Origin of the sequence: Streptomyces sp. NPDC046866 (assembly GCF_040704625.1) — a bacterium.
Taxonomy (GTDB): Bacteria; Actinomycetota; Actinomycetes; order Streptomycetales; family Streptomycetaceae; genus Streptomyces.
This window is the reverse complement of sequence record NZ_JBEYXN010000001.1, coordinates 309,543-327,760: the sequence shown is the minus strand read 5'-3', so window position 1 is coordinate 327,760 and position 18,218 is coordinate 309,543. Positions and strand designations below refer to the sequence as shown.

At 71.6% G+C, this 18,218-nt stretch carries 17 protein-coding genes; 8 read left to right on the top strand and 9 right to left on the bottom strand.

Going from position 1 to position 18,218, the window contains the following annotated elements:
* Nucleotides 1–13: 13 nt before the first annotated feature.
* On the bottom strand, nucleotides 14–1,186 hold the full coding sequence (locus AB0953_RS01545; RefSeq protein WP_366857316.1) for a 3-deoxy-7-phosphoheptulonate synthase: 1,173 nt from the start codon (nucleotides 1,184–1,186) through the stop codon (nucleotides 14–16).
* A gap of 301 nt (nucleotides 1,187–1,487) precedes the next feature.
* On the opposite strand from AB0953_RS01545, the gene AB0953_RS01540 reads away from it, so the two are divergent.
* On the top strand, nucleotides 1,488–2,516 hold the full coding sequence (locus AB0953_RS01540; RefSeq protein ID WP_366857315.1) for a transaldolase family protein: 1,029 nt from the start codon (nucleotides 1,488–1,490) through the stop codon (nucleotides 2,514–2,516).
* On the opposite strand, the gene pabB is transcribed toward AB0953_RS01540, so the two are convergent.
* Nucleotides 2,443–4,620 (bottom strand): aminodeoxychorismate synthase component I, encoded by a 2,178-nt coding sequence (pabB, locus tag AB0953_RS01535; protein WP_366857314.1) that lies wholly within the window; start codon nucleotides 4,618–4,620, stop codon nucleotides 2,443–2,445. The two genes, AB0953_RS01540 and pabB, sit on opposite strands and share 74 nt — an antisense overlap.
* A 23-nt stretch (nucleotides 4,621–4,643) precedes the next feature.
* Nucleotides 4,644–5,384: a class I SAM-dependent methyltransferase gene (locus tag AB0953_RS01530; protein WP_366857313.1), complete on the bottom strand. Its 741-nt coding sequence runs from the start codon at nucleotides 5,382–5,384 to the stop codon at nucleotides 4,644–4,646.
* Nucleotides 5,385–5,681: 297 nt separating this feature from the next.
* Here AB0953_RS01530 and AB0953_RS01525 point away from each other — a divergent pair, with 297 nt between their 5' ends.
* On the top strand, nucleotides 5,682–7,610 hold the full coding sequence (locus tag AB0953_RS01525) for a helix-turn-helix domain-containing protein (protein WP_366857312.1): 1,929 nt from the start codon (nucleotides 5,682–5,684) through the stop codon (nucleotides 7,608–7,610).
* 21 nt (nucleotides 7,611–7,631) lie between these two features.
* Here AB0953_RS01525 and AB0953_RS01520 read toward each other — a convergent pair whose 3' ends face one another.
* Nucleotides 7,632–8,786, bottom strand: a complete 1,155-nt coding sequence (locus AB0953_RS01520; protein ID WP_366857311.1) for a transposase — start codon at nucleotides 8,784–8,786, stop codon at nucleotides 7,632–7,634.
* Nucleotides 8,787–9,203: 417 nt separating this feature from the next.
* Here AB0953_RS01520 and AB0953_RS01515 point away from each other — a divergent pair, with 417 nt between their 5' ends.
* Nucleotides 9,204–10,388 carry an elongation factor Tu gene (locus AB0953_RS01515; RefSeq protein WP_366857665.1) on the top strand — a complete coding sequence of 395 codons (1,185 nt, stop codon included), beginning with the start codon at nucleotides 9,204–9,206 and terminating at the stop codon, nucleotides 10,386–10,388.
* Nucleotides 10,389–10,397: 9 nt separating this feature from the next.
* Here the strand turns inward: AB0953_RS01515 and AB0953_RS01510 are convergent, their stop codons facing one another.
* Nucleotides 10,398–11,354 carry an AraC family transcriptional regulator gene (locus AB0953_RS01510; protein WP_366857309.1) on the bottom strand — a complete coding sequence of 319 codons (957 nt, stop codon included), beginning with the start codon at nucleotides 11,352–11,354 and terminating at the stop codon, nucleotides 10,398–10,400.
* Nucleotides 11,355–11,507: 153 nt separating this feature from the next.
* Between AB0953_RS01510 and AB0953_RS01505 the strand changes: the two genes are divergently transcribed.
* Nucleotides 11,508–12,224: an SDR family oxidoreductase gene (locus AB0953_RS01505; protein WP_366857308.1), complete on the top strand. Its 717-nt coding sequence runs from the start codon at nucleotides 11,508–11,510 to the stop codon at nucleotides 12,222–12,224.
* Here the strand turns inward: AB0953_RS01505 and AB0953_RS01500 are convergent.
* Together AB0953_RS01500 and AB0953_RS01495 are read right to left on the bottom strand one after the other, a co-directional pair.
* Nucleotides 12,173–12,430: a DUF397 domain-containing protein gene (locus AB0953_RS01500; protein WP_366857307.1), complete on the bottom strand. Its 258-nt coding sequence runs from the start codon at nucleotides 12,428–12,430 to the stop codon at nucleotides 12,173–12,175. The genes AB0953_RS01505 and AB0953_RS01500 overlap by 52 nt on opposite strands.
* A 4-nt stretch (nucleotides 12,431–12,434) precedes the next feature.
* Complete coding sequence (locus AB0953_RS01495) at nucleotides 12,435–13,304, bottom strand: DUF5753 domain-containing protein (protein WP_366857664.1); 870 nt, start codon at nucleotides 13,302–13,304, stop codon at nucleotides 12,435–12,437.
* Nucleotides 13,305–13,513: 209 nt separating this feature from the next.
* Between AB0953_RS01495 and AB0953_RS01490 the strand changes: the two genes are divergently transcribed.
* Complete coding sequence (locus AB0953_RS01490; RefSeq protein ID WP_366857306.1) at nucleotides 13,514–13,918, top strand: ATP-binding protein; 405 nt, start codon at nucleotides 13,514–13,516, stop codon at nucleotides 13,916–13,918.
* Between the two features lie 11 nt (nucleotides 13,919–13,929).
* Nucleotides 13,930–15,150: a DUF1266 domain-containing protein gene (locus tag AB0953_RS01485; protein WP_366857305.1), complete on the top strand. Its 1,221-nt coding sequence runs from the start codon at nucleotides 13,930–13,932 to the stop codon at nucleotides 15,148–15,150.
* Here AB0953_RS01485 and AB0953_RS01480 read toward each other — a convergent pair.
* Entirely contained in the window at nucleotides 15,131–16,555 is a 1,425-nt protein-coding gene (locus AB0953_RS01480; protein ID WP_366857304.1) for a hypothetical protein, read from the bottom strand. The two genes, AB0953_RS01485 and AB0953_RS01480, sit on opposite strands and share 20 nt — an antisense overlap.
* 88 nt (nucleotides 16,556–16,643) lie before the next feature.
* Here AB0953_RS01480 and AB0953_RS01475 point away from each other — a divergent pair, with 88 nt between their 5' ends.
* Nucleotides 16,644–16,844 (top strand): hypothetical protein, encoded by a 201-nt coding sequence (locus AB0953_RS01475; RefSeq protein WP_366857303.1) that lies wholly within the window; start codon nucleotides 16,644–16,646, stop codon nucleotides 16,842–16,844.
* Between the two features lie 10 nt (nucleotides 16,845–16,854).
* On the opposite strand, the gene AB0953_RS01470 is transcribed toward AB0953_RS01475, so the two are convergent.
* Nucleotides 16,855–17,184: a carboxymuconolactone decarboxylase family protein gene (locus AB0953_RS01470; protein ID WP_366857302.1), complete on the bottom strand. Its 330-nt coding sequence runs from the start codon at nucleotides 17,182–17,184 to the stop codon at nucleotides 16,855–16,857.
* Nucleotides 17,185–17,301: 117 nt separating this feature from the next.
* Between AB0953_RS01470 and AB0953_RS01465 the strand changes: the two genes are divergently transcribed.
* Nucleotides 17,302–18,189: a LysR family transcriptional regulator gene (locus AB0953_RS01465; protein WP_366857301.1), complete on the top strand. Its 888-nt coding sequence runs from the start codon at nucleotides 17,302–17,304 to the stop codon at nucleotides 18,187–18,189.
* Nucleotides 18,190–18,218: the final 29 nt, after the last annotated feature.

Here is an 18,218-nt window from a genome sequence, read left to right as displayed (position 1 = left end):
CTTGTATATGGCCTCAGCCGCGCCAGGCGGAGGCGACTTCGATTGCCTGGTCGGAATTGAGGCGCGGGTCGCAGAACGAGGTGTACTTCTCACCCAGCTCGTCGAGGTGGAATTCGTCGCTGACGCATTCGTGGACCTGGTCGGGGGTCGTCTCCAGATGCAGGCCGGCGGCGACTCCGCCGTTGTCGGTGACGGCCTTCTGGAATTCCTCGACCTCGCGCACCACGGTCTCGACGTAACGGGTCTTGATGTTCCCCGGGGCGCTGACGGTGTTTCCGTGCATCGGGTCGCACATCCACAGCACGGGGTGGCCCGCGTCGCGCACGGCGCGCACCAGGGCGGGCAGCTTCTCGGCGGCCTTGCCCTGGCCCATCCGGGAGATCAGCGTGAGCCGGCCGGGCTCCATGCCCGGGTCGAGCTTGCCGCACAGCTCCACCAAGGCGTCCGGGCTCATGGTCGGCCCCACCTTGGTGGCGACCGGGTTGGCGATGCTCGCGAAGAGCTCGACGTGGGCGCCGTCGAGCTCGCGCGTGCGCTCGCCGATCCACGGCCAGTGCGTGGAGGTCAGCAGCACCTTGCCGTCGGGCTGGGTCCGCAGCATGGGGCCCTCGTAGTCGAGGAGCAGGGCCTCGTGGCTGGTCCACACCGGGGCCTCCGCCGGGGAGGGACGGCGGCCCTCGCCGTGCCAGCCCAGGGCGGCCATGGCGCGGGAGGCGGCCCGGTAGCCCGCGACCAGGCGGCGCGGGTCGGGGCGGCGCAGCTCGGGGTCCGGCTCCGGGCTGTTGACCATGTGGCCGCGGTAGACCGGCAGCTCCATGCCGCCGATGTTCTCGGTCGGGCTGGAGCGGGGCTTGCCGAACTGCCCGGCGAGCCGGCCGACCCGTATGACGGGCTTGAGCGAGCGCGTCTTCATGACGCCGGCCAGTACGTCCAGGAGGGCCGCCTTGCGCGCCACGTAACCGGGGGTGCACTCGGCGGGGTCCTCGGCGCAGTCGCCGCCCTGGACGATCTGCACCTCGCCCCGGGCGGCCGCCGCGAGCAGGGCGCGCAGGGCATCGACGTCCTCACGGCGCACCAGGGCGGGCGAGTCCGCGAGCTCGGCCCTGGCGTGCTCCAGGGCCTCTTCGTCCGGCCAAACGGGCTGCTGGCCCGCGGGCAATGATTTCCAGCGTGCAACACCGTGCATGCGGCACCTCCCAGTGGTGTACCTGCCGTGACATCAGATGCAGCGAGAAGTCTGTGAAACAGGGAATCGGGTGAACCACCAGAGATTCCCCACTTCGTCAGGTGGGGGTGCGTTAGGTCAGGTTCGGCGGCGGATTCGGAAATAAACCTGACGCATCAGCGGACGGAATAACGGCGCCGGGCCGGAAACCCTTTACGGTCCGCTCGCGGCGGCGTGAAGGGCGGCGGTTCGGGCGGTCCGCACTTGACACACCATCACCTTATTGTTTCCGAGGTATGTCGTGACGTTCTAAGGTCGTACCGTGGTTAGTCAAGGAGCTGGAGCGCTGCTGAGGCAACTGGTGTCCGAGGGGGTCTCCCCGTGGCTCAGCGCGCGGGACCCGGAGGAGTTCGCCTCCGCCGCCCGGTATCCGACGCTGGGAGGCCACTTCCACAACGCCCTCGCCCCGGCGGGCACCACGGCCGCGCAGGCGCGGCGGACCTGCGATCTCCTGCTGCCCGTGTTCGAGGCGAGCAGGGGCACCGTGGGCCACGTCTCCGTGCCCGTGGCCCCCCGCTGGGCCCACGACGCGCCGGCCCTTCTCGAGGCCGCCCGCGCGCTGCACCGGGCGGTGGGGCGGCCCAATGCGCTGGTCCGCATGCCGATGACCCCGGCCGGGCTCGCGGTGCTCGCGGACTGCCTCGCGGAGGGCATCGGGGTGCACGCGTGCCTGGTCTTCTCGGACGAGCGGTACGCCGAGGTGCTCGACGCGTACGTGGCCGGCCTGGAGCGGTCCCTGGCCTCGGGCCGGGCGCTGGGCAGCGCCCCGATGGTGGCCTCGTTCCCGGCGGCCGTCTTCGACCGCGAGGTCGACGCCCGGCTGGACGAGCTGGGCGTGGCCGTCGACCACGCCGTACGGGGCGCCGCGGGCCTGGCGGTGGCCCGCCGGATGTACCGGATCCGCGAGGAGCGGCTGTCCGGGGACTGGTGGCGGGTGCTGCGCGCCAACGGGGCGCCGCAGCCGCGGCTGCTGTGGGGCCCCGGTGCGGACGGCGGGGTGGGCGCCCTCATCGGCTGGAACACGGCCCTGGCCCTGTCCCTGGACGCCCTGGAGTCCGCCGCCCTGGACCCGGCGCTCACCGGGGACACCCTGCTGAGCGCGGAGGCCGAGGCGGCGTGCGCGCTGCGGGCCCTGGAGCGGCTCGGCGTGCGGGTGCCCGAGCTCGCGGCCGTGCTGGAGGCGCAGGAGGTCGCGCGCCTCCAGCACGGGCGGGCGGTCAGGAGGGGGTCGGTGCCGGCCGCCTCTCCGGGAAGCGGGTATTCGTCAGGGCCAGCAGGGGAGCAGCCTTGACGGCGGTCTCCTCGTACTCGGCGTCCGGGTCGGACAGGGCCACGACGGCCCCGCCCACCCCGTACGCGACCCGGTCGGCGGTGACGGTGGCGGTGCGGATCACGATGCTGAGGTCCGCTGCGCCGGAGAGCGAGAAGTAGCCGATGGCGCCGGAGTACACCCCGCGCGGGCCGGCCTCCAGCCGGTCGATGATCTGCATCGTGCGGATCTTCGGGGCGCCGGTCATCGAGCCGCCGGGGAAGGCGGCGCGCACGCAGTCCACGGCGGTGAGCTCCGGGCGCAGCCGCGCCCGTACGGTGCTGACCAGCTGGTGCACGGTGGCGTAGCTCTCGACGCGGAACAGCTCCTCGGCCTCGACGGTGCCGGGGACGGCGCAGCGGCCGAGGTCGTTGCGGACCAGGTCCACGATCATGAGGTTCTCCGAGCGGTCCTTCTCGTCGCTCAGCAGGTCCTCGATCAGGGCCGCCTCCTCCTGGGGGGTGGCCCCGCGCGGCCGGGTGCCCTTGATCGGCGAGGACTCCACGAGCCCGTCCGGGGAGACCCGCAGGAACCGCTCGGGCGAGGTGCTCAGCACCGACAGCTCCCCGAACTGCAGCAGCGCGGCGAAGGGCGCGGGGCTGATGCGGCGCAGCGTGCGGTACGCGGTCCAGGGGTCGAGGGAGGTCTCGGCCTCGGCCATGTTGGTGAGGCAGACCTCGTACGTCTCGCCGGCGGCGATCTCCTCCAGGCAGTCGTCGATGAGGTCCAGGTAGGCGCCGCGGTCGTGGCGCAGGCGGATCTCACCGCCGGGTGCGTGCGGGAGCGGGGCCGGCAGGCGCAGGCCCGCGAGCCCGGCGAGGCGTTCGGCGGTGCCGATCAGCCAGGCGTCGGCCGCGGCGGCGGCTGCGGTGTTCGCTTCACCGGCTGCGTCCGCTGCGGTTTCGGCCACCAGGGCCAGCAGGTACGTGGCGTCCTCGACGTGGTCGAAGACCAGGGCGCGGTCGGCGAAGACCATGGCGGCGTCGGCGACGGGCGAGCGGTGGACGAGGTCGCCGCCGCATTCGGCCTTGAGCTCGTAGCCCAGGTAGCCGACCCAGCCGAGGGTGAAGTCGAAGGGCAGCGCGGGCGGGTCGGCGAGCTCGGCGCGCAGGGCGCGCAGGTCGCGGTCGATCCACTCCAGGAAGGGCGCGGCGACCAGTTCGCTGCTGCCGTCGGCCGAGGAGACGGTGACGACCTTGCTCCAGACGTCGGCGGTGGCGACGCGGGCGAGCGGTCCGGTGGCGTCGCCCATGACGGAGAACCGGCCGCGGTCGCCGCCGGGCAGGCTGCTGTCGAGCCAGAAGGCGTGGTCGTTGCCGCGGAAGAGCTCGTCGTAGGCGGCCTCGGCGTCCCAGCGGGTCGGCAGCCGGTGGGCGACGAGGCGCAGCCGGCGCGCGGGCGCCCCGGCCGGTGCGGCGGCGGGCTCGGCCGGTGCGGCGGCGGGCTCGGCGCTCCGGCGGGCGGCCGCCGGGCGGGCGGGGGCCGGGCGGGCGGTCCGCGCCGCCGCCTGGTGCTCCCCGGTCAGCCGGGCGAAGTTTGCAAGCAGCTCGATCCCGTACTGACTGCAAATAGACTCGGGGTGGAACTGGACACCCCACTGCGGCCGCGTACGGTGGCGCAGGCCCATCAGGATGCCGTCCGGCGTCCAGGCGGTGGCCTCGACCGCCTCGGGCAGGTCGGTCACGGCGAGGGAGTGGTAGCGGACCACCTCCATCGGCGAGGGCAGCCCGGCGAACAGGCCGGTGCCGTCGTGCAGGACCTGCGAGGTGCGGCCGTGCCGCGGCTGCGGCGCGCGGTCGACGGTGGCGCCGTGGACGTGGCCGATGCCCTGGTGGCCGAGGCAGATGCCCAGCAGGGGCAGCTGCGCGCGCTCGATGATCTCGGTGCAGATCCCGAAGTCGGCGGCGCGGAGCGGCGTTCCCGGACCGGGCGAGACGACGACGTTGTCGAACGCCGCGAGTTGTGCGATCTTCCAGTTCGGGTCGTCATTTCGGACGACTTCCGGCTCACGGCCATTGACCTCGGCCAGATAGTGGAAGAGGTTGTACGTAAACGAGTCGTAATTGTCGACAAGTAGCGTACGCACGGCGAAATATCCCCCCATTCAAATCAAGCCGAGAGTGGCCTGATTTCGATCAGCATGTGCTCGACCATGTCCTCGCCGTACTCCCCCTCGCGGACCCGCCGGGCGGCCGCCACCGACAGCTCCCGCCCGCAGGCGTCCGCGATCCGGTACAGCTCCTCGAGGTCCCCCCGGTCGCTGAAGTGCAGCAACACCCGGCCGCCCGGGGCCGTCCAGTGCACGGACTGCTCCACGAAGCGGCGGTGCGCCCGGTAGCCGGCGTCCACGTACGCCCGCTCGTGCACCGACTTGTACTCGTAGGTTTCCGGCCCCATCACGTAGTTGGAGCTCCAGAAGACGGTGTCGAACCGCTCCTGCTCGCGCAGACCCGAGAACAGGTCGCTGTGGAGCGCCTGCAGACGGTGCGTCACCCCGTGGCGCTCGGCGTTGACGGCGGCGTTCTCGACGGCCGAGGGGCTGATGTCGGCCGCGACGACCCGGTCGTATCCGGCCAGTGCCGCCGTGACGGCGATCACTCCGGTGCCGCAGCCTATCTCCAGGAACGAGCCCGAACGACCCCCCGCATCGGGGTCGTTGAGGCCGAGGAGCTCCAGCGCCACGGTCGTCGACGGCGAGTACACGGGAGCGAAGACCTCGTCGAACAGGTCCCATTCGCGGCCCGCGAGGCTGAACACCCGGGGGCGATCGGCCCTGGTCAGGGACAGGCGGCTGCGCAGCAGCGACCGTTCGTAGCTCTGGAGCTGGGACATCTGGGCCAGCGGAGACATGCGAACTCCTCAAGGAACCAAGGTGACGGGTGTCGCCGGCGGTGTGTGGTGGCACCACCGGAACGCTCGGTGATCAGCCTGCCCTCGAGTGGTCCTCGACCAGAAGGTGCCCAGATGACAGCATCACTCGGGGACTGTGGTGATCCGATCACCCTCTGCCTGTCTGACCTGGACTGCATCTCAAGTGTTTCTTGACCGGTTCTTGCCCCAAGAGATACTTTCAGGCGGGCCAGGGATTGATTGCACAACGGTTGGTGCAAACGTGAACGGCTTATTGCGGGGGTCGGGGGAGAAGTCGTGGTGGACCACGCGTACGAAATGCTGGAACTGCTGAACAGAGAGGCGCCTGCCGCCGCCTTCGATGACGTGGTCCGCAAAGCGCGTGAGTCCGGCCTGTCCGGCGACGCCCTCGACCGCCTGACCAGGGCCCGCGACCAGAGCCTGGGCATCCGCGCGCTCTTCGTCCGCCGCCAGCAGCGCGAGGCCGGCCTCGCCGCCCTCGTCGACACCGCCCGGGACCTCACCCTCCCCTACGACCTCGACGAGCTGCTGAAGGTCATCACCCGCCGGGCCCGCCTCCTGCTGGGCCTGGACATGGCCTGGGTCAGCTTCGACGACCTCGAGGAGGGCTGCTCCCGGGTGCGCTCGGCCGACGGCCACGCCTCGGCCCTCACGATCGGCTTCGCCATCCCGCTCCAGGACGGCGGCGTCGGCAAGCGCGCCCTGGAGGGCTCAGCGCCCTTCTGGTCGGCCGACTACATGAACGACACCAGCTTCACGCACAGCCCGGTCATCGACGAGGTGGTCCAGGCCGAGGGCCTGCACGCCGTGATGGCGGTCCCGCTGCGGCACGCCGGCTCCAGCCTCGGCGCCCTGTACGTCGCCGACCGGCACATCCGCCACTTCACCCCCGACGAGGTCTCCCTGATGAGCTCCCTCGCCGACCTCGCAACCGTTGCGATCGAAAAGGCGAGGCTGCTGGAGCAGACCCGGTTCGAGGTCGAGGAGCTGGAACAGGACACCTCCCGCGCCCTGGACTCCTCCACCACCGCCCGCCGGCTGCGCGAGACCCACGGCCGCCTCCTCGACCTCGTCCTGCAGGGCGCCGGCCTCGGCAGCCTGGCCGCCGAGGCCGTCAAGGGGCTCGACGGCACCCTCGTCGTGCGCGACGCCGCCGGCCGCACCCTCGCCTGCCCCACCGGCGAGATCCCCGAGCTGGACGAGGCCGAGGTCCACACCGTCCTGCTCGACGCGCACACCGACCGCCAGCCCCGCAGCACCCGCGACGGGGTGTGGATCGCCTCCATCGCCGCCGGCGAGGAGATGCTGGGCACCGTGATCCTGGCCACCGAGGAGCCCGCCGGGTACCTCCAGGTCCAGCTGCTCGCGCTCATCGCGCAGGTCACGGCCGTGGTCCTGCTGATGGAGCAGGGCATGGCGGCCGCCGAGGGCCACATGCGGGACGAGTTCTTCCAGGACCTGCTGCGCGGCACCAAGCTCTCCCCCGCGCAGATCGCCGAGCAGAGCCGCCGGCTCGACCTCAACCTCGACGAGCCCCACGTCATCGTCATCGCCCGACCCGAGGGCGGGGTCCAGGGCCGCGTCGCCGCCTGGGCCGCCTCGTACGCCAACCGGCAGCAGGGCCTCAAGAGCATCGACGGCGACGACGTGGTGCTGCTGCTGCCGGGGAGCGCGGCCGGAGCCGTCGCCCGCACCGCCTCCCGCGAGCTCTCCGCGGTCCTCGGCAAGCCCGTCACCGCCGGATCCGCCGGGCCCGTCGACGATCCCGCGGACATCGTCCACATGTACCAGGAGGCCCGCCGCTGCCTGGACGCGGTGGCCGCCCTCACCGGTGCCGGGAGCACCGCCTCCCCGGACGAGCTGGGCTTCCTCGGCGTCCTGCTCTCCGAGAAGCCGAACATCGACCGCTTCATCAACGACACCATCGGCCCCGTCCTGGACTACGACGACCAGCAGTACACGGAGCTGGTCCGCACCATGGAGGCCTATTTCGCCTCCGCCAACAGCCCCTCCCGCGCCGCCGAGTCCCTGCACGTCCACCCCAACACGGTCTCCCGGCGCCTGGAGCGCATCACCGAGATACTCGGCGAGGACTGGCAGAAGCCAACCCAGGCCCTGCAGGTGCAGCTCGCGCTCCAGCTCCAGCGCACCCGCCAGGCCCTCAACCAGGGCCGCCGCACGACCTCCCGGCACACCATCGGCTGAGCGGGGGCCGCCGGTTCCCGCTCACCGCTCGACGGCCCGCTCCGTGAGCATCCGGACCGCGTGCGCGGCCGAGGCCAAGGTGGTGTGCCGGTGCCAGCCGCCGAAGGACCGGCCGCCGAAATCGGTCATGCCGACCTGCTGCGAGACGGTCGCGAAGTCGTGCTCCACGTTCTGCGCCCGCTTCGCCAGCCGCAGCAGCGCCCCGGGCGGCGCCTGGGTCATGTCGCTGATCCAGCACCGCTCGGGCCAGCCGCGCGGGTCGTTCCACTCCCCGAACAGCAGCACCGGCGCCGCCACGTGCGGCAGCTCCACCCGGACGCCGACCACCAGCGAGGTCCGCGGCCGGCGGGTGTACGGGTCCAGCCAGCTGACCGGGCGGCGCAGCGTACGGGCCATCAGCAGCAGCTGGTGCGCGGCCAGTTCACGGTTGCCGCTGCTCGCCAGGACCGGGTCCACGCACCGCACCCGCATCGAGCCGCGCGCCGAGGCCACGAAGTGCGTCCCGTCCGGCCCGAACCGTCGCGCCACCGCCGCCGGCTCGACGTCCGGCAGGTCGAAGACCACCGGGCGGTGCGGCTGCCCCACCCAGTCCCGCAGCTCCTCGACCGCCCCGGCCGCGCACTCCAGCGGGCTCGTCGCGAGCTCCGACTCGTGCACGTTCGGCGACAGCGGGCCGACGCTGTCGCGCCACTTCTGGGTGAGGCCGAGCCGCCAGTTGACCGGGCTGCTCTGCTCCTCGCCGACGGACCACACCCCGAACGCCACCTGGCTGTTGACCATCTGCCCGAGCTCGGGCACGAACCGCCGCGCCACCCCCACCGACTCGGTCCCGGCCTTGGAGATCACCACCGGCTGGACGACCCAGGCACGGGGGCGCAGGGCGCGCTCCAGGTACCGGGCGAGGGCGGCCCGTACCGGACCCCAGTCCCAGGTGGAGGACACCACGAAGTGGTGGAGGCTCTGCTCGGCCGCACGGTCCCCGACGTGCGCCGCGATGTTCCGTATCGACTTGCGGCCCTCGGCCTGGAGCAGACCGCGCAGGTACACCTCCCCCTTGCGGCGCTGGTCGCTGCGCGGCAGCGAGGCGAACAACTCGGCGCAGAGCTCGTCCACGACCAGGTCCGGCACGAACCGGCTGCTCAGGGTCTCCAGTCGTTCGAGACTCGGTGCGCTCATGATGGATCCATCCCTTCCCCCGGCTTCCCTCTCCAGCGCATCAACCCTGCGTCCGGGGGTAGTGGGAAGCCCAGGTGGAGCCGTCACACACATTCGGCTGCGGATGCACGGCGGACCATCAGCCCCGAACGGACCAATCGGCCCGAATGATCATTTGACGAACTGTGGTGGGCGCCCTTGGCCTGGTCAGAGGCTTTCCCCCCGCTCACGCGGCCCGGCGGGGGATCGGGTGGACCACTGGGCTGCGAGGCGGCGCCGGCCCGGCGATGGTGGCGGGACCACCATCGCGGAAGCCGCGCATGGTGGTGCGGCCACCACGGACGGACCATCCGACCGGCCGGGACGGGCCGACGGCGCTTACCGTGAGCGACAGGACGACGTGACACAGTGACCGACGGTCAGCGGATGGGAGCCGTTATGGCGAGCGAGGCCTACCAGCGCACCAAGCCCCACATCAACATCGGCACCATCGGCCACCACCAGCACGGCAAGTCCACCCTGACGGCGGCGATCACCCACCTGCTCCACGACCGCGACCCCGAGGCCAACCGCGCCCACACGGTCGAGGAGATCGACAAGTCCCCCGACGAACGGGCCCGCCACGGCAGCGCCGACGTGGCGCACATCGAGTACCAGACCGACGAGCGCCACTACGCCCACCTGGACTGCCCCGGGCACCTCGACTTCATCCGGAACATGATCATCGGCACGGTCCAGATGGACGCCGCGATCCTGGTGGTCTCCGCAGCCGACGGCGTGCAGGAGCAGACCCGGGAGCACGTGCTCCTGGCGAGCCGGGTCGGCGTGCCGTCCCTGGTGGTGGCGATCACCAAGTGCGACCTCGTCGAGGACGACCAGGCCCTCGAGCGGGTCGAGGCCGCCGTCCGCGACCTGCTGGACGACAACGGCTACCCGGGCGAGGGCGTCCGCGTGGTGCGCGTGTCGGCCCTCGGCGCCCTCCAGGGCGCCGCCCGGTGGCGCGAGAGCGTGTCCGACCTCCTCAAGGAGATGGAGGCCGGCCTCCCGCTCCCGCAGCGGGCGGTGGACCAGCCGCTGTACATGCCGGTGGAGAGCGCCCACGCGCGGGACGGGAACGGGACGGTCGTCACCGGGAAGATCGATCGGGGCGTGGTCAAGGCCGGCGACACGGTCGAGGTGGTGGGCCTCGGGCCGACCCGCACGGCCACCGTCGCCGGCATCGAGATCTTCCGCAAGACCGCGGACGAGGGCCGGGCCGGCGAGGAGGTCGGGCTCCTCCTCCACGGCGTCGAGCCGGACGAGGTGGTGCACGGCCAGGTCCTGGCCGCGCCCGGCTCGCTCACGCCGCACCGGGCCTTCGAGGCCCAGGTCCACTTCCTGTCGCAGGAGGAGGGCGGCCGGCACACCCCCGTCTCCCAGGGCTACCGCCCGCAGTTCTTCTTCCACACCGCGGACGTCACCGGCACCCTGGACTTCGACCCCGACGAGCTCCCGCCCGGCAGCAACCACACCGTCCGGATCGAGCTGATGTCCCCGATCGCCCTGGAACGCGGACAGCGGTTCGCCGTACGGGAGAGCGGCAGGACGGTCGCGTTCGGCCGCGTGTCCCGGATCACCGACTAGGACGGACCGTCAGGTGCGGCCGCTGTATCGGCGCGGCTCGCCGCCTGCCGTCCTGACCTGCTTGCGGTAGGCCCCCGGCGGCGATCCGAAGTGCCGTTTGAAGGCTTTGGCGAAGGCGAACTCCGACGTGTACCCCGTGCGCTGCGCGATGGTGCCCAGCGGGGCCGGTGAGCGGTGCAGCAACCGCGCCGCGGTGGCCATCCGCCAGTTGGTCAGGTAGGTCAACGGCGGCTCGCCGACCACCGAGGCGAAGCGGCGGGCGAACGCCGCGCGGGACAGCCCGGCGCGGGCGCCCAGGGACTCCACGGTCCAGGGACGGCCGGGATCGTCGTGGATCGCCTTCAGGGCGGGGGCGACCGCCGGGTCGGTCAGCGCGGCCGCCCACCCGCGGGTCCGCTCCTTGGGCAGTTCGGCGTACCACGACCGGAGGATGTACAGCAGCAGCAGGTCGATGAGCGCCGTGACGACCGCGTCCGAGCCCGGCTGCGGCGCGTGGAACTCGGCGCACAGCTGGTCGACCGCCGAGCGCAGCACCGGGTGGCGGCCGGGAACCGCGGGGAGGTGGATGACCTCCGGCAGATCGCCGAACAGGGGATGCGGGCGGTCGACGTCGATCGCGTACGCGCCGCACACCAGCACCGTGCGCGGCCCCGCTCCGTCCACGGTGACCTGGCCGATCGGCGAGGACCGGTCCACGCGCTCCGGTACGAAGTCCACCGGCTCGCGGCCCGGCGCGTCACACAGGGTGTGCCCGCTGCCGCGCTGCAGGAAGACGATGTCGCCGGGCCCGAGCGCGAGCGGTCGGCCGTGCGGGGGCAGCAGGTGGCAGCGTCCTTCCACGACCACGTGGAACCCGGCTCCCGAGATGGGCTGGAACCTCAGGGACCACGGGGCGTGCGCGTCGGTGCGGGTCACCATCGGGCGTCCCGTGCGCAGGACTTCGAGGGTGTCGCTCAGGATGTCCATTCCGGCACCCTAGCGCCTGTGCCGCGAGACGACAGGACAGGAAATCGAGATCTTCGGCCATTCACCGTCTCGGAGGAGAGCCCTACGTTCTTGCCATGGCGGCTGCCGCACCCGGCGCCCGCGGTGAACAGCAACGACGAAGGAACGGGTCCCATGTCTCTGGCCGGCAAGAAGATCGTGATCATCGGCGGAACCTCCGGCATCGGCTTCGCGGTGGCCCGGCAGGCCGCGGCTGCCGGCGCGGACGTCGTGGTCGCCTCCAGCAATCAGGACCGCGTGGACGCCGCGACGAAGCGGTTGGGCGAGCCGGCCGAAGGCCGCCGCCTGGACGTCGCCGACGGCAACGCCATCGCCGCGTTCTTCGAGGAGGTCGGGGACTTCGACCACCTCGTCTACACCGCGGGCGAATCCCTGCTGATCAAGCCGTTGGTCGACACCGCCCCCGAGGAGGCCAGGGCCGTCTTCGAGCGCCGGTTCTGGGGCGCGTTCCTCTCCGCCAAGTACGCTGCACCGCGGCTGCGCGAGGGCGGCTCCATCACCTTCAGCTCCGGCGTCCTCTCGGTCCGCCCCCTGTCCGGAACCGCGCTCACGGCAGGGATCACCGGGGGCGTCGAGGCCCTGTCCAGGGCACTCGCCGTCGAACTCGCCCCTCTGCGCGTCAACGTGGTCCAGCCCGGTGTGATCCGCACCGAGCTGTGGGACGGCAGTGTCCCGGACCCGGAGGCCTTCCTCCAGGGCGCCGGGTCCGAGCTGCTCACGCGCCGCGTCGGCACGGCCGAGGAGGCCGCGGCGGCCTATCTCTTCGTCTTGGCCAACGGCTACGTCACCGGCACCACGGTCGCGGTGGACGGCGGCGCGGCACTGGTCTGACACGGGCGTCTCCCCACAGCCGACGGAGCGCGCGCGGCCCCGAGGAACACGGCCCAGGCGGCATCACTCACCTGGACCGTGGGGCCCGCGCCCCTCTTGCTGTCCCGGACGGCCACGGTCCCGACCACGTTCGTGGCCACCTCGACGCATTCCTGGTCGGCTTGCCCCTTGCTGTAACTCGACGTCCGGAAGTCGAAGTCGTGCATCCGCCTACATCCCCTTGCTGATGGCATCGATCAGGGTCAACGAATCATGAGGCGCGAGGCTCGCACGGGACACCCGCTCGAAGGCGTGGGTGAACACCGCGCTGGCCTCCGTGCCCTCTGCCCACACGTTAGACGCGACGCCCTCCGAATAGCCGACGTCCAACGCACCGGCCTCAGCAAACGAGAGCACGTTGAATGCGCCCGCTGCCGCGTGGTGCGCTCCCGCGCGAAAGGGCAGCACCTGCACGTGGACATGGGGCAGTCGCGCCATGTCCAGCAGGTGCTCCAACTGTCCTCGCATCACGTCGGCGCCGCCGACCTGCTGCCGGAGAGCGGCTTCCCACAGGACGGCGTGGAACTCCAGCGGCTTCTCGCCCCGCAGCCGCGCCTGGCGCTTCGTGCGTGTCGTGACCAGCAACTCGATCTCGTCGGGGTGGGACCAGTCCGACGTGACGCCCAGCGCTCTCATGTAGTCCGCTGTCTGGAGCAGTCCGGGCACCAGGGCGAGCTGCCACGTGCGGATCTGGGTCGCGACTTCCTCCATCGCGACGTACTCCGCCAAGGTGCCCACCCTCGGCAGTTCCGTCCACCAGCCCTTGGCCTTGCGGCGCTCGCGGTCCAGCCGCGCCAAATCCAGGAGCGGCTGGACGACTTGGGCGTCGGTCACGCCGTAGAACTCGCACAGCACGCGGATGTCCGGATCGCGCATCGGGACCCAGCCGCTCTCCATCTTCACGATTTTCGTCGAGGTGGCGCTGATCGCTTGCGCCGCCTGGGCCTGGGTCTTGCCCGCCGCCGTGCGCAGCTTGTTCAGCTCGCCACCGAGCCTGCGCCCCAGCACCGTTGACACCCGGTTGCCCTGGCCTTGTCGCATCCCACGGTTCACCGGGCCAGTCTCGCGCCAGCCGCTGACAGAAGTCGACCCGCCACTCCTTCGGGGAAGATATTCCCCGAAGCCCTTGCCCCCGGGAATGCGCGAGCCCTACGTTCGGTGACGAACTGCTCACTGCCCAGAACCAGTTGGCGGAAGTGCACCGTGCTGCCCGCACGGCGGAGCCACCGCCCGACCGGAGGTGCGTACAGATGGACGAGCCGATGCGACGGGACGTGCGGAACTATCCGCCCCGGCAGGATTCGGTTCCGGCGGCGCGGCGGCGATCGGCCTGGCTGGCGGTCGCGTGGGGGCAGCCCGGGGCGGCGGCGGACCTCGCGCTGCTGACCAGCGAGCTCACCACCAACGCCCTGCTGCACGGCGCGCTGCGGGAGCGGTACCTCCGGGTCGAGGTCCGCCTCACCGGAGCAGTGCTCCGCGTCGAGGTCACCGATCCGAAAGGCGAGCGCTGGCCCGTACCCCGCTCCCCCTCGCCCGAGGAGCGGTACGGCCGCGGCCTGCAGATCGTCAGCGCCCTCGCCTCGCAGTGGGGCGCCACGGACCGCGTCGTCGGCAAGACCGTATGGGCCGAACTGGCCCTCGGAGACCACCGTTAATCTTCTGCCACATGGGCAACTGGATCGCGCCGAGTGCGATAGAACGCGAGCTGTACGAGGCCAAGACGGGCAACGACTGGCCCGCGTACTTCGACGCCCTCGCCCGCGCCTGGCTCTTCGTTCCGCAGGGCCGCGCCTACCAGGACGCGAACCCGACGTCCGTGTTCCTGCAGCCCGTCTGGTTCCCGCAGGCCCGTGCCCACTGCTACGTGGCCTACACCGAGGGCGTGCTCCCCGTCCCCACCGCGGACCAGGTGTTCTCGAAGCACAGCCTCAACTGGTTCGCCCAGCGCATCGACCCGAGCGACCCCCCGTACCTGGCGATCAATCCCGGCACGCCCTGCGAGGCGTTCCTTCCGACCACGCCCGCGGACCGCGAGGTGTGGAAGTTCCACTGGAACCGGGCCACCGCGTACGGGCTGCCCCAGGACACGGTGCACGCCCTGCACGTCGGCGGACCCCTGCACGGGCCGGTCGCCTTCGGGCTGGCCTGCGGCGCGCACCTGTCCGTCCGCAACGGGCTCTTCTGGAACGCCCTCGGCTACCACGGCGAGGGCTACCTCAAGGAGCGGGAGAAGCTCCGGGAGTGGTGGGGCGTGACCACCCGCGAGCAGTGGCTGGAGGCGACCGAGCGGCTGCTGGCGGCGGACATGGTGAGCTCGGTGTGGGAGTTCACGCTCCGCGTCCGGGTCGCCCTGGCCAAGGAGTTCGCGGGACCGGTGGACATCGAGCACTGGCGGCACGCCACCGAGGCGACGCTGCGGGCCAACGCCGAACGCGCCGCCGAACCGCGCATCACCCCGGACGGGGTGACGGTCGCCCGGCCGCGCTCGACGGCGGAGATCGAGGGGGAGATCGCGGGCGTGCAGCGGGTCATCGGCCGGATAGCCCGCTACGAGCAGCGCTTCCGGGCCGACGGCATCCTCGGCGAGGGGAAGTACGTGCGGTCGGTGGAGGCCTGGGACTACGGGCGGGCCTCCCAGATGGCCCGCTGGGGCCTCGGCGCCCGCTTCGGCACCATCGAGGAGACCGAGGACGCCGTCGTCCGGGCCGGCCGGATGTGCCGGCTGGCGTACCGGTCGTGGGAGGACCTCTCGGCCGGCTTCATCCTGGGCCGGTGCCTGCAGTTCGATGAGGAGGAGTACGGCCACTGGTACACCGACATGGTGGCCACCCACCGCGCCCTGATGTCCGACCCCGGCAGCCCCTGGCTCAACATCCCTTGGGGGTAGAGGGCTTCGGTTCAGGCTTCAACGGTTGGCTCGACGGTTCGACCTCGGCCCCCTCCAGGAGTTCCGCGAGAGGTTTCTGCACCGTGGAGCCGCGCACGCGTTCCAGGCCGTACCGGGTGATGGCCTCCTTGTTCGCATCGCGCTTGCAGGGGTCGAACGCGATCCGCTCCCCCGGGGGTGCCACGTCCACATACAGGTAGGGCCAGTTCTTGCGGTGCGTGTACCACAGCGTCACCCGCTCCGGGCCGCGGGTCATATTGAGGATCTCGCTGCTGTTCGAGATATCGGCCTGATAGCGGAAATAATCCTCGTTCGGCCCCTGCGGGTCTTTTTCCTTGCCCTCTTTCTTGAGCGTCGCCAGATTCGCCCCCGAACGCTCGTAGTCACCGACTATCGTCATTCTGTCCTTCCTGATGGTGTACAGCTCCGTCTGCATCTGCAGCGCCTCGTACCTACCCCAGTTCGGTTTTCTTATCTCGATGAGCTCGTCGTCCACGAATTCCTCTCCAGGATTCAGCGACCGTCCGGGCGGCTTGACGAACTCACCGTCGTGGATCAATTCATTGCGCGACCCGACATTCGCGGCACCGCCGTGGACCCAGTAGATGCTGCCGAGGATGTAGACGGGAATTCGGCCCTCGTTCTTCACGAAGAGACGGATCGGCACGTACATCTCCCTCCGCTTCTCGTCCAGGGTCGGCTTCCCGAAGACCGCCGAGCTCTGCACCAGCGGCGACGTCGCATAGGGGACGTACACCTGCGTGTACACCAGATTGGTGACGGTGAGGAGGCCGGTGACCAGCGCACCCAGCGCGACGCGCCGGGGATGCGGGACCCCCTTCCACACGCGCCTGCGGACGAGTATGACCATGGCCAGGACGGACCACAGGGTGAGGCATATCCACAGCCAGAGATGGGCCGTGTAGGACCAGCACCAACTCTGCACGGCGAGCAGGACCATGCCGACGATGAAGGAGAGGGAGGTCCCGATCAGGACGATCATTCCCGAGAAGTCTTCTCTGCCCCAATGCCAGTATTCGATGGCAGCACCCACGGCGACCACTTCCAGGGCCGCCGCGACGAGAAGGGTGATTCCTGTCATGCGCCCGGCATAGGTAAGGGCGCTGAAGGCATCCTTTGCACCGATCTTCGTGAGCAAGTAGGCGGTGAACCCGAGGCCCAGAACCATGAAAGTGGCTTCGATGTGCCGCCACACCACTTGGCACATCCAGACGTGTTCGTCCCCGCCGTCCCATTTGATTTCGTATTTCGGCGGCACCTTGGGGGCGCGCAGGAGGAGTGCTTTCAACCCCTTGGGGGAGCGGGCCTTGCCGATGGGATGGCCGTCGATGGTGACGCGTCGCCAGCCGAGGCGATCCGGCCGACTCACGGCTACCTTCGCCATAACTCCAGTCTGCTACAGCGCCGGTGTGCGCTGCCAGCCCCCATGGGCGTAGCGTCGTGACCGGGCCCGCCCTCACAGGAGGTCATCCATGCGTAAACAATTTCTCGGGTTTATCGCGGCCGCGATCCTCTCCGTTCTCGGCGCCGTGTCCACCGCCGCCGCACACGCCGCCGCACCCGCTGTGGACGCGCAGACCTGCGCCACCGGCGGCGGATCGGTGGAGTACGACTCCTCGACCGGCCTGTGGACCTGCATCGGCGGCACGTACGACGGCGCCGCCATCTCCTGACCCCGTTCCGCTAGTGGCCGTGCCCCTCGTACAGGCGGTCGGCCATGAGGGCGTGGGCCAGGGATCCTCCCGCGCGGACCGCGGCGGTGACGAAGGCGGTCTCGGCCAGTTCCTCGGCGGTGACGCCGTGCCGGCGGGCGGCGGCGGTGTGCACGTCGAGGCAGTACGCGCACTGGGTCACCAGCGCCACCGCCACCGAGATCAGCTCGCGGTAGCGGCGCGGGACCGCGCCGTCCTCCCGGTCCACGGCCTCCTGGAAGGCGCGCCACGCCGCGAACTCCGCGGGGGCGTTGGCGCCGACCGAACGGGCGCGGTGCAGGTCATGGGGGTCCGTGTACACGGCGGGCTCCTCGAGCGGTGAGGTGGATCTTCCGTGGTCCACCCCACCGCGGCGGGGGCGGCCGCGTCCAAGACCGGTTTCGGGGGGTCGGGTCCGGTCTCGGTATCGTGGCCGGTCATGGACCTGCGGGCACTGCGCTGCTTCGTCGCCGTGGCCGAGGAGGGCCACTTCGGCCGGGCCGCCGCACGCCTGCACCTGGCGCAGCCGCCGCTGAGCCGCCGGATCCGGGAGCTGGAGGCCGACCTCGGGTGCCGGCTGTTCGACCGGATCCCGACCGGCGCACGGCTCACCCCGGCCGGCGAGGTGCTGCTCGCGGAGGCGCGGGACCTGCTGGAGCGCGCCGAGCGCGCCCGTGAACGGGTCCGGGGCGCCGAGTCCGAGCGGATCCTCGTCCTCGGTACCGTCGCGGGCGCCGGGCTGGACGTCGGCCCGGCGGCGCTGGCCGCGCTGCGGCGGGAGCGGCCGGGGTTCCGGGTGCGGCTGCGCGAGGCGCCGATCACCGATCCGAGCGCGGGCCTGCGCGAGGGCCGGGTCGACCTGGCGCTGACCCGCCTGCCCTTCGACACCTCCGGCCTGACGGTCCGCCTGCTCGGCGAGGAGCCGCTGGTGGCCGTGCTCCCGGCGGACGATCCGCTGGCGGGCCGCCCGCGGCTGCACGTCGCCGAGCTCGCCGGCCGGCCGCGCTTCCGGCTGCCGCCGGGTACGGACGCGCGGTGGCGGGCGTACTGGCTCGGCGCCCCGGACGACGCCCCGGGCCCGGTGGTGTCCTCCGCCGAGGAGTGCCTGCACGCCGTCCTCTGGGAGGGTACGGTCGGCCTGCTCCCGGCCGGCGCCGCACGGCGGCACGCCCGCCCCGGCATCGCCTTCGTCCCGGTCGACGGCCACCCGCCGAGCCGCATCGTCACCGCCCGCCGCGCCGCCGCGCCCGACCCGCGGGCCGAGGCCCTCGCGCAGGCCCTCGGCGAAGCCTTCGCCGGCCGCCCGCCCGCCGACCTCGCGCAGTAGGGGCCGGTTTCTGTACCGGCCCGCCGGTG